General features: G+C 65.3%; 16 protein-coding genes and 1 pseudogene. 12 read left to right on the top strand and 5 right to left on the bottom strand.

The window, feature by feature from the left end; translation table 11 throughout:
- Positions 1-106: 106 nt before the first annotated feature.
- From AC1DY7_RS25350 to AC1DY7_RS25325, 6 genes are all read left to right on the top strand, one after another.
- Positions 107-904 carry a lysophospholipid acyltransferase family protein gene (locus AC1DY7_RS25350; RefSeq protein WP_477496500.1) on the top strand — a complete coding sequence of 266 codons (798 nt, stop codon included), beginning with the start codon at positions 107-109 and terminating at the stop codon, positions 902-904.
- A 47-nt stretch (positions 905-951) separates the two neighbouring features.
- Positions 952-1,380 carry a PPOX class F420-dependent oxidoreductase gene (locus AC1DY7_RS25345; protein ID WP_477496499.1) on the top strand — a complete coding sequence of 143 codons (429 nt, stop codon included), beginning with the start codon at positions 952-954 and terminating at the stop codon, positions 1,378-1,380.
- Positions 1,381-1,411: 31 nt separating this feature from the next.
- Complete coding sequence (locus AC1DY7_RS25340; protein WP_477496498.1) at positions 1,412-2,356, top strand: alpha/beta fold hydrolase; 945 nt, start codon at positions 1,412-1,414, stop codon at positions 2,354-2,356.
- Positions 2,357-2,439: 83 nt separating this feature from the next.
- Positions 2,440-2,856, top strand: coding sequence for a histone-like nucleoid-structuring protein Lsr2 (locus AC1DY7_RS25335; protein ID WP_477496497.1), 417 nt, complete (start codon positions 2,440-2,442; stop codon positions 2,854-2,856).
- 31 nt (positions 2,857-2,887) lie between these two features.
- Entirely contained in the window at positions 2,888-3,262 is a 375-nt protein-coding gene (locus AC1DY7_RS25330; RefSeq protein WP_477496496.1) for a DUF4345 domain-containing protein, read from the top strand.
- Between the two features lie 174 nt (positions 3,263-3,436).
- A complete protein-coding gene (locus tag AC1DY7_RS25325) occupies positions 3,437-4,036 on the top strand; it encodes a LysE/ArgO family amino acid transporter (RefSeq protein WP_477496495.1) in 600 nt (199 codons plus the stop codon).
- Positions 4,037-4,054: 18 nt separating this feature from the next.
- Here AC1DY7_RS25325 and AC1DY7_RS25320 read toward each other — a convergent pair whose 3' ends face one another.
- From AC1DY7_RS25320 to AC1DY7_RS25310, 3 genes are read right to left on the bottom strand one after another with little or no spacing between them, the layout of a single operon-like run.
- Positions 4,055-4,456 carry a MarR family winged helix-turn-helix transcriptional regulator gene (locus AC1DY7_RS25320; protein WP_477496494.1) on the bottom strand — a complete coding sequence of 134 codons (402 nt, stop codon included), beginning with the start codon at positions 4,454-4,456 and terminating at the stop codon, positions 4,055-4,057.
- A gap of 47 nt (positions 4,457-4,503) precedes the next feature.
- A complete protein-coding gene (locus tag AC1DY7_RS25315; protein WP_477496493.1) occupies positions 4,504-4,764 on the bottom strand; it encodes a hypothetical protein in 261 nt (86 codons plus the stop codon).
- A 27-nt stretch (positions 4,765-4,791) separates the two neighbouring features.
- Complete coding sequence (locus AC1DY7_RS25310) at positions 4,792-5,376, bottom strand: TetR/AcrR family transcriptional regulator (RefSeq protein ID WP_477496492.1); 585 nt, start codon at positions 5,374-5,376, stop codon at positions 4,792-4,794.
- A 19-nt stretch (positions 5,377-5,395) separates the two neighbouring features.
- On the opposite strand from AC1DY7_RS25310, the gene AC1DY7_RS25305 reads away from it, so the two are divergent.
- Together AC1DY7_RS25305 and AC1DY7_RS25300 are read left to right on the top strand one after the other, a co-directional pair.
- A complete protein-coding gene (locus AC1DY7_RS25305) occupies positions 5,396-6,655 on the top strand; it encodes a cytochrome P450 (protein WP_477496491.1) in 1,260 nt (419 codons plus the stop codon).
- Between the two features lie 27 nt (positions 6,656-6,682).
- Positions 6,683-7,582 (top strand): SAM-dependent methyltransferase, encoded by a 900-nt coding sequence (locus tag AC1DY7_RS25300; RefSeq protein ID WP_477496490.1) that lies wholly within the window; start codon positions 6,683-6,685, stop codon positions 7,580-7,582.
- Positions 7,583-7,585: 3 nt separating this feature from the next.
- Here AC1DY7_RS25300 and AC1DY7_RS25295 read toward each other — a convergent pair whose 3' ends face one another.
- A complete protein-coding gene (locus AC1DY7_RS25295) occupies positions 7,586-7,954 on the bottom strand; it encodes an SRPBCC family protein (protein WP_477496489.1) in 369 nt (122 codons plus the stop codon).
- Between the two features lie 106 nt (positions 7,955-8,060).
- Here AC1DY7_RS25295 and AC1DY7_RS25290 point away from each other — a divergent pair, with 106 nt between their 5' ends.
- A complete protein-coding gene (locus AC1DY7_RS25290; RefSeq protein ID WP_477496488.1) occupies positions 8,061-8,510 on the top strand; it encodes a hypothetical protein in 450 nt (149 codons plus the stop codon).
- 6 nt (positions 8,511-8,516) lie between these two features.
- On the opposite strand, the gene AC1DY7_RS25285 is transcribed toward AC1DY7_RS25290, so the two are convergent.
- Positions 8,517-9,116, bottom strand: a complete 600-nt coding sequence (locus AC1DY7_RS25285) for a TetR/AcrR family transcriptional regulator (protein ID WP_477496487.1) — start codon at positions 9,114-9,116, stop codon at positions 8,517-8,519.
- A 220-nt stretch (positions 9,117-9,336) separates the two neighbouring features.
- On the opposite strand from AC1DY7_RS25285, the gene AC1DY7_RS25280 reads away from it, so the two are divergent.
- The 3 genes and pseudogenes from AC1DY7_RS25280 to AC1DY7_RS25270 form a co-directional block, all read left to right on the top strand.
- Positions 9,337-9,768, top strand: a complete 432-nt coding sequence (locus tag AC1DY7_RS25280) for an MmpS family transport accessory protein (RefSeq protein WP_477496486.1) — start codon at positions 9,337-9,339, stop codon at positions 9,766-9,768.
- A gap of 47 nt (positions 9,769-9,815) precedes the next feature.
- Entirely contained in the window at positions 9,816-12,641 is a 2,826-nt protein-coding gene (locus AC1DY7_RS25275; RefSeq protein WP_477496750.1) for an MMPL/RND family transporter, read from the top strand.
- 35 nt (positions 12,642-12,676) lie between these two features.
- Positions 12,677-12,858 (top strand): annotated as a pseudogene (locus AC1DY7_RS25270) (DUF732 domain-containing protein); the annotation flags it as partial.

The raw sequence follows: 12,858 nt of genomic DNA, 5'->3' as shown, positions 1-12,858 counted from the left end.
GTCCGATCTATACCCATTCGCCGGCGTTTCAAGCGGGTGATGGTTCAGCGCGCCGGAAAGCGGGCATTCCGTGATGTGCACGGCGTACGTGCTGAACGGAACAGTGATGAGCGACGAAAACGCACAGATCGTCAAATGGGATCCCACGGTGGCCCGACGGATATGCGGTGCGGTCGGACCGATCGTCAAGCGCTACTTCCGCGCCGAGGTCAACGACTTGGACCATCTGCCGCCGGCCGGTGGGGCGCTGGTGGTGTCCAACCATTCTGGCGGTGTCCTCACCCCCGACGTGCTGATCTTCGCGCCTGCGTTCTATGACGCCATGGGCTATGACCGGCCATTGCACATCCTGGCCCACTACGGGGTGTTGATGGGACCTTGGGGTTCGGTGTTGTCGCGAGCCGGGGCGATCGAGGCGTCGCCGGGCAACGCGGCTGCCGCGCTGAACTCCGACGCGGTGGTGCTGGTGTTCCCGGGCGGCGACTACGACGCGTTCCGGCCGACCCACGAAGCGAACACCATCGATTTCCAGGGCCGCACGGGGTACGTGCGCACGGCGATCGAGACGGGCGTCCCGATCGTGCCGATGGTGTCCATCGGAGGTCAGGAGACCCAGCTGTTCCTGGCCCGCGGTGACGGTCTGGCACGCAAGCTGGGACTGCACAAGATCCGGTTCAAGGCTCTGCCCTTGGCGTTCGGTCTGCCCTTCGGACTGACGACGGTGCTGCCGTCGAACATCCCGCTGCCCTCCAAGATCGTGATGCGGGTACTCGAACCCATCGACGTGGCGGCACAGTTCGGCGAGGACCCCGACATCGACGAGGTCGACGCGCACGTCCGGATGGTCATGCAAGCGGCGCTGGACGAATTGGCCCGGGAGCGCAGGTTCCCGATTCTGGGCTAGCTTCGCCACCTGATCGCCATGCGCCCACACCAGCCAGAGGAGACCCGATGCCAGATTCACCATTGTCCGCTGCGGCCAAGGAGATGTTGGCCAAACCCAACCCATCCGTCATCAGCACCGTACGCAGTGACGGGCAGCCTGTTTCGGCAGCGACGTGGTATCTGCTGCGTGGCGAGCAGATCCTGGTCAACATGGACGAGGGCCGAAAGCGCTTGGAGCATTTGAGGAAGGACCCACGGGTTTCCCTCACCGTCATCGATGGATCCGACTGGTACACCCACGTCACCGTCATCGGCCGCGTCACCGAAATATACGACGACGAGGGTCTCGCGGATATCGACGCGCTGTCGCGCCATTACACCGGCGAGTCCTACCCAACCCGAGACCGGGCGCGGGTCAGCGCACTCATCGATGTCGACAGGGTGCACGGCTGGGGAGCGCAGAAGAACAACAATCAGGCAAGCGGCGGTCGGTAGAAGCCTGCGTCAGTTCGACCTCAATGACGTCATGCGCCAAACTCACAACGTGAATCGAAAGTTTCGGCGCGCCCAGCCATCGGAGCCACCCGTGGCAGCAGACGTACCCACCTGGTTCACCACCGCGCTGGCCCAGACTCCCGATCATGCGACGATCGACGTCTCCGGCTGCACCATCCACCTGCGGCTCTGGGGCGATACCACCAAGCCCGCACTGGTGTTCGTCCACGGCGGTGGAGCACACTCCGGCTGGTGGGACCATCTCGCTCCGCTGTTCTCCACCACACACCGGGTGGTCGCGCTGGATCTGAGCGGGCATGGCGACAGCGGCACCCGCCCCGAGTACTCCATGTCGATGTGGGCCCGCGAGGTGCTGGCCGTCGCGCAGGCGTGCGGCTCCCCCACCCGGCCGACCATCGTCGGCCACAGCATGGGCGGCTGGGTCGGCGCCGCCACCGCCACCCGCTACGGCACGCAGATCGACAGCGCCCTGGTCATCGATTCACCGCTGCGCGACCGCGCACCGGAAGAAGTGCGGTTGCGCAACCGGCGCCGCGACACCCCGGGCTACCGCACCGAAGAGGACATCCTGTCCCGCTTCCGCGCGGTACCCACCCAAGAGGTGACGCTGCCCTACATCGAACGACACATCGCCGCGCAGTCCGTGCGCAAGACCGATCATGGATGGGTGTGGAAGTTCGACCCCGAGATCTTCGGCGGCCTGCGCCTGGAGGAGACCCCTGCCGACGAGGAGATCCTGGAGAACGTATTCGCCCGAATCCCTTGCCGGATAGGCTATTTGCGCTGCGAGCACGGCCTGGTTCCACCACCGATGGCCGACCAGATCCGTTCACTGCTCCAATTGCGGGGACCGTTCGTCGAACTCGCCGAGGCCGGCCACCATCCGATGCTGGACCAGCCGCTGCCACTGGTCGCCACCATCCGCACGCTGCTGGAATTCTGGTCCATCACGTAGAACGTTTCCTCCGCCGGACAGGGCGTCTCATGCCCGGCGCGTTAGGCTGCACGCGATAACCCGTTGCGTTTGGAAGGAATTTCGTGGGCAAGATAGTGACAGTCGAATACGTCGATGACATCGACGGTGTACCGATTGATGCAGAATCCGTTGAAACCATTGAATTTTCGTATCGCGGCAAGGACTACACACTTGTCTTGACGAAGAAGAATGGCGCCCAATTCGACAAGGACGTTGCTCGCTACATCAGGGCCGCCAAGAAGGCGCAGACCCGAGACGAACGATCAGCCCGTATGAAAGTTCGGCCGGCAAGCCACGTTGCGACGAAGAAGCCGGTCGCCAAGGGCAGGGCTTCTCGGGGCAACGCCGCGAAGCCCGCGGCGACCGGTCCCCAACGCGCGCAAGCGATCCGCGAATGGGCCGCACAGAACGGACACACCATCTCCGCTCGCGGGCGGATTCCCGCCGCGATTCAAGAGGCGTACGACGCAGCCACCTGACTCGCGCCTTCCTACGTGAGATCCTGGGATCATGACGAAGACGGCACGCGTGGGGCGTGTGATCGGATGGACATGCGTCGCAATTGGGGGCGTACAGCTCATCGGAGGGGTACGCGCAGAGCCCGGGATGTCCGCTGATGCGACTGTGGATTCCCACATTCGCTTCATGGGCCCCGTCTTTGCCGGATATGGGCTGGGGTGGCTCGACGCCGTGTCCGGCCCCACACCGGACTTCAAACGCCTGCGCACCCTCGCGAATCTGATGGCGCTGGGCGGCATCGGCCGGCTGGTGACGCGCGCCACCCTGGGTCGACCACATCGATTCCACGATCTCTTGCTCGGCGTCGAGCTCGCGGCGCCGGTGGTTGTCGTGGCGATGGGGCGGCTCGACCGCGTAGCGAATTGACTGCGGCAGATTCATCCCGGCGGGCGAACGCCTCTCGACGAAAGATCAACCGGCCCGGGTTCATTCCCCGCTGGTCTCCGCGACGCTCAGAGTTCTGGGCGGAATAAGCGCTGCTAATGCAAGCTAAGAATTATTAGCTGTACTGTCGACGCGACCGGCCTTACCGTCACAGATATGAGTTCGCCCGTCCTCCTCGGCTTCCTGACCACCATGACGCTGATCGCCGCCATCGGCGCGCAGAATGCGTTCGTGCTGCGCCAGGGCATCCGCGGCGAACACGTCATCCCGGTGATCGCGCTGTGCACGGTGTCGGACCTGATCCTCATCGCCGCCGGGATCGCAGGGGTCGGGGCGATCATCACCGCGCATCCCGACGCGCTGACCGTCGCCAAACTCGGCGGAGCCGTCTTTCTCATCGGCTACGGCGCGCTGGCCGCCCGGCGCGCCTTTCGTCCGTCGACGCTGAGTCCGACCGGAAAGGCCCCCGCGCGACTGGCCGAGGTGCTCGTCACCTGCGCGGCGCTCACCTGGTTGAACCCGCACGTCTACCTCGACACCGTTGTCCTGCTCGGCTCCATCGCCAACGAAAACCGGGATCAGCGTTGGCTTTTCGGAGCGGGTGCGGTGATGGCCAGCGCACTGTGGTTCACCGGGCTGGGCCTGGGCGCCAAGCGGCTGGCCGGGTTGTTCGCCACCCCACTGACGTGGCGGGTCCTGGACGGGGCGATCGCCGTCATCATGGTCGCGCTAGGCATCTGGATGGCGACGTCATAGCGTCGATTCGACGGTCACTCAGGCTTCGAATGCCTCGATGACATGCGCCAGTCCGTCTCGGGTGCCACGCATCAATTCTTCGGGTGCGGCCGCGAAGGCATTCTCGAACTGTCCGAACAGGCGGGTACGCATGGTGGCGACTGCCGCGACCCCGCGCTCGGTCAGCGTCAGCACCGTCGCCCTCTTGTCGCGGGGGTGCGATGTGCGTTGCACCAGTCCGGCCTCTTCCAACCGGGAGGCGTGCCGGCTGACGACGGAACGATCGATACCGATCGCCGCGGCCAGATCGGCGGCCGTGGTCGGACCGCCCCGCGCCAGGCCACTGATCACCGGATACGTCGCAGCATCGATCGCCTCGTCGAGGCCGGCGGTCAGTTCGCCGTAGAGACCACTGCGAAAGCTTCTACTGAGCAGTGTCACAACATGATTGGCGATATCACAGGCGAGCTCAGCCCGCTCGCTCGGCATCAGCGACCGAACAGTGCCGCGATGTCCGGATCGCGCGGAGTGAAGTGGTCGAAGAGTTCGACAGCCTCCAGCGCCGGTGCGAGGTCGCGCAGCGCGTCCGCGTGTGTCCGATAGGCGGGGTCGTCGGGGTTGAGCTCCCGCAACGCCTTGATGTTCTCTATCGCGGCCCGGACCGTGCCTTTACGCACATGTCGGCCACCGAAGTCGCTGCCGTCCATGCCGTCGGGCAGGACGGACTCGGGGGTGATCGCCTGAACCATGGCGCCACGCTAACACATATACGTGCATCATGCACGCAATCCCCCGACCAGTCGCGCCAGCGCCGCGCCCGCATCCCGGCGCGCGGTGCCACGATCGTCGGCCGCAGCGATCATCAGCGCGGTGTCGTTCACGAGCATCAGCAGGATCATCGCCAGCGGCCGCACCGGCTGGCTCTCGATGACGCCGGCGTCGATCGCCTCGATGATGCGCTGCTCGATCGGAACCAAGCCCCTGGCCTGCTCGGCCTGATGCCAGCGCGCGGGCCCGAACACCGCGGGGCCGTCGACCAACAACGCCTGCACGTCGGGCGCCTCGACCACGATGTCGAGAAACGACAGCAAGACCGCCTGCAGGGCGACCAGCGGATCCTCGGAGGACACAGCCCGGTCTTCCAGTAGGTGAGCAATCCTGCGGTGCACGTCGTCGACGACCGCGAGGAACAACTGCTCACGATCGGCGAAGTGCGCATAGAACGCGCCCCGGGTGCCGACGCCGGCCGCGCTGACGAGGTCAGAGGTGCTCGTGGCAAAGAACCCTTGGCGCGCCCACAGATCCCGGGCCGCAGAAATGATCGCGGTCCGTGTCGCAAGTGCCTGTTGCTGTCGACTCACCGCTGTTACCGTAACTCACATGCAGCCTGCATCTGAACTGCTCGACGTCGAGCGGGACCATCAGCACCACGATGACGACGTGTGGCAGTCATTCGAAACGTTCAACCTCCTGATCGGGTTCGGGCAGCCCTCGCCGCACGCGGCCTACGCCGCCCTGCGCGCCGAGGCGCCGGTCCATGCCGGACTGCCGCACCTGAACATGCCCGGCAACAGCGGCGGCGGTCCACCGACCTTCAGCGTGTACTCCTACGAGGCCGCCGCACAGGCGCTGCTCGATCCCGCGACCTTCAGCAATGCCGCATATTTCGACATCGTCACCAAGGTCATGGGGCGCTCCCTGATCGAGATGGACCCGCCCGAACACCGGGAGTACCGCAGCCTGCTGCAACCATCGCTGGGCCCAAAGACGATGGGCGGGTGGCAATCTCGGTTCATCACTCCGATGCTGGACGAGATGACGGCCGAGTTGCGGCCCGCCGGGCACGCCGACCTGGTCCGCGGGTTCCTGTTCACTTTTCCAATGCGGACCTTCGCCGCGATCCTGGGACTCCCACCGACGCAGTACTCGGCGTTCCACCGCACCGCGATCGAACTGCTCACGCTGTCCTACGACGTGGACAAAGGGTTGGCGAGCGCGGCCAAGCTCGCGGACATGTTCGCGCCGCTGCTGGCCGAGCGGCGCCAATCGCCCACCGCCGACCTCATCTCGGTGCTGGCCAACGCCGAGCATGACGGCCAGCGGTTGACCGACGACGAGATCTGTTCGTTCCTGCGGCTGTTGTTGCCGGCCGGGGCGGAGACGACATACCGGTCGTCCTCGTCGCTCATGGTGGCGCTGCTGTCCGACCCCGAACAACTGGACGCGGTGCGCAACGACCCGGCCGCGCTGAGCGCCGCAGTCAACGAGGCCGTGCGGTGGGAAACGCCGCTGCAGTTCGTCCCGCGCCTGGCCACCAGAGACACCGAACTCGGCGGAGTGCGGATTCCCGCGGGGTCCACGGTCATGGTGCTGATCGGGGCTGCCAACCGCGACCCGGCGCGGTGGGAGGATCCCGATCGGTTCGACCTGGCCCGGCCTTACCATTCCACCCTCGGCTTCGGGTACGGCGTGCACATGTGCCTCGGCATGCACCTGTCCAAGGTCGAAACCGAGGGCCTGGTCCGCGCTCTGCTGGAGGCGCTGCCCGGCCTGCGTCTGGACCCCGACCACCCGGCACCGACCATCGAAGGGACGTTGATGCGTTCGCCCGCGCATCTGAACGTGCTGTGGGATACCTGATTTGCGAACGCGGGTACCCTCGCGGCCATGCGCTCCGACAACGACACCTGGGACATCACCACCAGCGTGGGTTCGACGGCTCTGTTAGTCGCCGCGGCCCGAGCACTGGAGGCCCGCAAGCCCGATCCGCTGGCGGTCGATCCTTACGCCGCCGTCTTCTGCCGGGCCGTCGGCGGTCAATGGGCCGACCTCGTCGACGGTAAAGAGACCGACAGCCGGCTCACCACAACGGATTTCGGCACCCACTTCGTCGACTTCCAGGCCGCGCGCACGAAGTATTTCGACGACTACTTCATGCGCGCTGCCGAAGCCGGTGTGCGGCAGATCGTGATGCTGGCGGCGGGGCTGGACTCTCGCGCGTACCGCCTGTCCTGGCCGGCCGGCACGGTCTCCTACGAGTTGGACCAACCCCGGGTGCTGGAGTTCAAGCGCGAGGTTCTCGAGAAGCACGGCACGACGCCGAACGCGCGGCGCGTCGACGTGGCCGTCGACTTGCGCGACGACTGGGGTTCGGCGTTGCGGCAGGCGGGTTTCGACCCGACCGCCCCGGCGGCGTTCATCGCCGAGGGATTGCTCATCTACCTACCCGCCACCGCCCAAGGCGAGCTGTTCCGCGGCATCGACGCGCTGGCCGCGCCGGGCAGTCACGTCGGCATCGAGGAAGGTGATCCGATGCCGACCGAAGCCCACGAAGCGGCCAAGGCTTCCGCCGATGGGGACATCGACGGCGACAGCGCCTTCTTCGATCTGATCTACAACGAACAGTTCGCGAAGGCCGCCGACTGGTTCGGCGAGCGCGGCTGGAACAGCGAGGCCACCCCGCTGGCCGACCAGATCAGCAGCCTCGGGCGCCCGTTACCTGAGGCGGGATCGCAATCGGAGCTCATGATCAAAGCGAACACGCTGGTCAGCGCTGTCAAACGGTAGCTCTCACCCGCCCATGGCCTCGATGCGGTGCAGGGCCACGGCAAGTACCGGTAGATAGGCCGGCGCCCACAACGGCGCGCTCATCCAGGCACGACACCCCGACCCGACGGGGTCGACGCCGTGTTTGGTGGCCGGAACACCCGCCACCTTCCACGCCCACATCCGATCTGGCACGAATTCGGTGATCTCGAACGGCAGCGGCACACCCACCGCGGTCCACACCATTCCGCGGGCGCCGAGGCGCAACGGGCCACCGTCGTCCAGTTCGGCCCTCGCCACCGTCGGACCCCACTTCGGCCACGCCGACAGCGAGGTCAGGGCCGCCCACACCCTGCCGGCGGGAGCATCGATGTGCCTGGTCGTCGTCCACACGGGAATGGGGGTACCCGCAGGTCGGTTGTCCCCACCATCGGCCTGTTGGTTTTCCCGGCGGAGCAGTCGGGTACCCGGGGGCCAGCTGACGAGAGGGGATCAGGAGATGAGCTTCAGAGACGGACGCCATGCCCGCAAGGGCCCGCGGTCGACCGCCATCGCGCTGGCCCTCTCCTTCGTGGTCGCGTTCGCCGCCGTCGCCGCAGCGGTCATCATGCGAGTGGCAGATTCCGCCGCCACGGCCACGCCGCCACCCGCGCCCGACGCCGGCATCAGTCAACCGATCAGCCAGGAGGGCCGACTGATCGCGGTCTCGCCCAACTCGGTCACCGCCCAGGGACCCGACGGTGTGGCCCGCACGTACGTCGTCGACGCGCAGACCAATGGGATCACCCCGGCGGGCAGCCAGATGGGCGGCACCGCAAACGCTTTCGCCGTCAACGACGAAGTGGCAATCCTCGGCGTGACGCGTGGCAACACCAACGTCGCCACCGTGGTCGCACACCGCGACGCGACCGGACTCAACGGACTGCCGATGGACTACGCACTGCCGTGATTCGGACTACGTGCCCTGCCGGCCTCTGAGACTCGGCAACAACACTCCGTCGACCACCGCGCGTACGGTGTCATCGGTCGGAGGCCGGTCGGACACCAGTGACCGGAAGACCAGATAGCCCGGCAGCAGATCGAAGATCTCCTCGTTGATGGCCGAGGCATCGATCTCGCCACGCTGCACCGCCTCGGCCAGGACGCCGTCGATCACCAATTTGCGTTGAAGGACGAACTTCTCCTGCATCGCGTCCTGCAGCGCAGGGCTGTGCGACATCTCGTTGAGCACCGCACGCATGGTCCGCATGTGTTCTTGCGACTGCCGGCAGGTGGTGCGCCCGATCTCCAGCAGGTCGCCGCGCAACGACCCGGTATGCGGCGGGATCGCGGTACTCCGGGTGCCCTCGATGAAGGCTGCGAGCACCAGATCCGCCTTGGACGGCCACCGGCGGTACATCGTGGCCTTACTGGCCTTGGCCTTGATCGCCACCGCTTCCACGGTCAAACGGTCGTACCCGTGCTCCTGCAGCAGCTCCAAGGTGATGGCCAGTAGCTCGGCCTCGCGTTCGCTCCACGGACAGCGGCTCGCGTCGTCCGGGTGATCGGAGGTCATCGTGCGTCCTTTCCTTACCCCTTATGAATGGAATACCAGAGTCACATCGCGGCGTTGCACCGAGACGGTGCGTGGAGAGCAGTCATTTCTTCGCACGTCAAGCGGTTGCGACACGTCGTACGGTACCGTACCGTTCTCCTTTACGTGACAGATTCACAGCGTGTCAGTGTGCGGATCGTCAGCGGGGGCGTCGAAAGGCATTGGCTTGAAAAAGTTCTCGGTGAGCAAGTTCGCACTCCGGCAATGGATCGCGATCGTGGCCATCCTGGTGGTCGCTCTCGTCGGCTTCACCGTCAACCGGTTGCACGGCATCTTCGGCTCCGACAACGAGATCTCCAGACCGGGCTCCGACGCTCTGGAGAACACCGGCTACAACCCCAAACAGGTGTTGTTCGAGGTGTTCGGCTCACCCGGATCGGTGGCCACCATCAATTTCCTGGACATCCATGCGCAGCCTCAACGCGTGAGCAACGTGCCGTTGCCCTGGTCGCAGACGCTGACCACCGACGACCCGACGCTGTACGCCGACCTGCGCGCGCAAGGTGACGGAGACACCATCAGCTGCCGCATCACCGTCAACGGCATCGTCAAGGACGAAAGGTCCGCGAACAACGTGAACGGATACATCGCGTGCTTGGACAAGACGGCATGAGCAATGCCCCGCACGAAGCCCAGCACGAAGCCCCGGTCGAACCCCGGATGGCGCGGCTCATCCGGACGCTGTCGGTGCCGATCCTGCTGATCTGGATCGGCATCGCGGCGGTCACCAACATCATCGCTCCCCAGCTGGAGGTCGTCGGCGCGGAGCGGTCGGTGGGGCTCAACGCGCCCGATGCACCGGGCATCCTCGCGATGCGACACATCGGCCAGGTCTTCCACGAATTCGATTCCGACAGTGCGGCAATGATCGTGCTCGAGGGCGATCAGCCGCTCGGTCCCGAGGCGCACACCTTCTACGACGGCCTGGTGAAAAAGCTCCAAGAGGACACCGTGCACGTCGAGCACGTTCAGGACTTCTGGGGCGATCCGCTCACCGCCGGCGGTTCACAGAGCAAGGACGGCAAGGCCGCGCTGACCCAGGTGTACCTGCGCGGAAACCAGGGCGAGGCGCAGTCCAACGAATCCGTCGACGCCGTACGCAAGATCGTGGCCGATACGCCGCCGCCCGCGGGCATCAAGGCTTACGTCACCGGTGCGTCCCCGCTGGTGACCGACAACTTCGAGGTGGGCAGCGAAGGCACCCACGAAGTCACCGCCATCACCTTCCTGGTCATCGGCATCATGCTGCTGTTCGTCTACCGGTCGTTGGTGACCATGGTCATCGTGCTGTTGACGGTGGCCATCGAACTCGCCGCGGCCCGCGGCGTGGTGGCGGTCCTGGCCCATTCCGGAGTCATCGGACTGTCCACCTACTCGACGAATCTGCTGACGCTGCTGGCGATTGCGGCGGGCACGGACTACGCGATCTTCGTCGTCGGCCGCTACCAGGAGGCACGCAGCAACGGCCTGGAGCGGATACCGGCTTACTACGACATGTACCGGGGCACCGTCCATGTCATCGTCGGATCGGGATTGACCATCGCCGGCGCGGTGGCGTGCATGCAGTTCACTCGGCTCCCCTACTTCCAGACACTCGGTATCCCGGCCGCCCTCGGCGTGCTCGTGACGTTGGCCGCCGCGCTGACGTTGGGGCCTGCGGTGTTGTTGATCGCCAGCCGATTCGGGCTGTTGGAGCCCAAGGGACAGCTTCGAGCCCGCGGCTGGCGCCGCATCGGTGCGGCCATCGTGCGCTGGCCGGGGCCGATCCTGGTGGTGACGGGCGCGATCGCCCTCATCGGGGTGTTCGCCCTGCCCGGCTATCAGACAAGCTACGACAACCGTCCCTACATCCCCGACACGGCACCCGGCGTGATCGGAATGGAGGCCGCCGAACGGCATTTCACCGAAGCGCGGATCAACCCCGAATTGCTGATGATCGAAACCGATCACGACATGCGGAATCCGGCCGACATGCTGATCCTGGAGCGCGCAGCGAAAGCGGTGCTGCACACCCCGGGAATTGCTCTGGTGCAGTCGATTACGCGGCCGCTGGGAACGCCGATCACGCACAGCTCGATCCCGTTCCAGATCAGCGCGACCAGTGCCAGTCAGATCATGAATCTGGGCTACCAGCAGGACCGGGCCAATGATCTGCTCAAACAGGCCAACGAGATCGACAACACGATCGCCGTCCTGCGCCAGCAGCTCACGCTTCAGCAGCAGAGCGCAGCGGCCACCCACGAGCAGACCCAGGCGTTCCACGACACCGTGACGACGGTCAACGACCTGCGGGACAAACTGGCCAATTTCGACGATCAGTTCCGCCCGCTGCGCAACTACTTCTACTGGGAGCCGCACTGCTTCGACATTCCCATGTGCTCGGCGTTGCGGTCGGTGTTCGATTCCCTGGACGGGATCTCGGAGCTGTCCGACAAGTTCGGCACCATCACGGCCAGCCTGGACAAGTTGGACGCCCTGCAACCGAAATTGGTTGCGCTGCTTCCGCCGCAGATCGCCATCCAGGAACGCAACCGCGACCTCACGTTGTCGAACTACGCGACCACCGGTGGCACCAACGCGCAGAGCGATGAAGCCCTGAAGAATGCCACCGCGATGGGTCAGGCGTTCGACGACGCCAAGAACGACGACTCGTTCTATCTGCCCCCGGAGGCCTTCGACAACGCCGATTTCAAGCGTGGGCTCAAACTGTTCCTCTCGCCGGACGGCAAGGCGGCCAGGTTCATCGTGACCCACCAAGGCAATCCGGCCGATCCCGAGGCCATCCCCCACATCGACGCGATGAAGGATGCGGTGTTCGACGCGCTCAAGGCGACGCCGATGTCGGATGCCAAGGTCTATGTGGCCGGAATCGGCTCCACCAACAAGGACATTCAGGATGGCAGCAAGTACGACCTGCTGATCTCGGCGTTGGCCGCACTGGCTCTCATCCTGCTGATCATGATGTTCGTGACCCGCAGCATCGTCGCCGCGCTCGTGATCGTAGGCACCGTCGCGATCTCGTTGGGTGCCTCGGTCGGCTTGTCGGTGTTGTTGTGGCAGTACATTCTCGGCATCCACCTGTACTGGATCGTGGTGCCGCTGGCCATCATCCTGCTGCTGGCGGTGGGTGCGGATTACAACCTGCTGCTGGTGTCGCGGTTCAAGGAAGAGATGCACGCCGGCCTCAACACGGGCATCATCCGGTCCATGGCAGGCACGGGCCGGGTGGTCACGGCCGCCGGTCTGGTGTTCTCGGCCACGATGGCGTCGTTCATCTTCAGTGACCTGGTGATTCTCGGGCAGATCGGTACCACCATCGGTCTGGGTCTGTTGTTCGACACCTTGATCGTGCGGTCATTCATGACCCCGTCGATCGCGGCGTTGCTGGGTAAGTGGTTCTGGTGGCCACAGCGGGTGCGCCAACGTCCGCTCCCGTCGAACTGGCCCACCCCGATTCAGAAAACGCCCGAGGAGGCTTTGCCGTGAAACGTGCTCTGATCGGTGCCATCGTCGGCACCGCAATGACATTCGCTGGTGCTGGGGTCGCGCACGCTGATCCGGCCTATGACCGGGACCCCGACACCAACTTCGCCCACGAACTGCACACCTACGGCATCTACGGGCAAAAAGACTTCAACGCCTGGATCGGCAAACTGGTCTGCAAACGACTCACCAACAACGTCGACCACACCGCCTTCGACTC

It is taken from the genome of Mycobacterium sp. P2_H7, from assembly GCF_056403275.1.
This window is presented reverse-complemented; position numbering and strand designations above follow the sequence as displayed.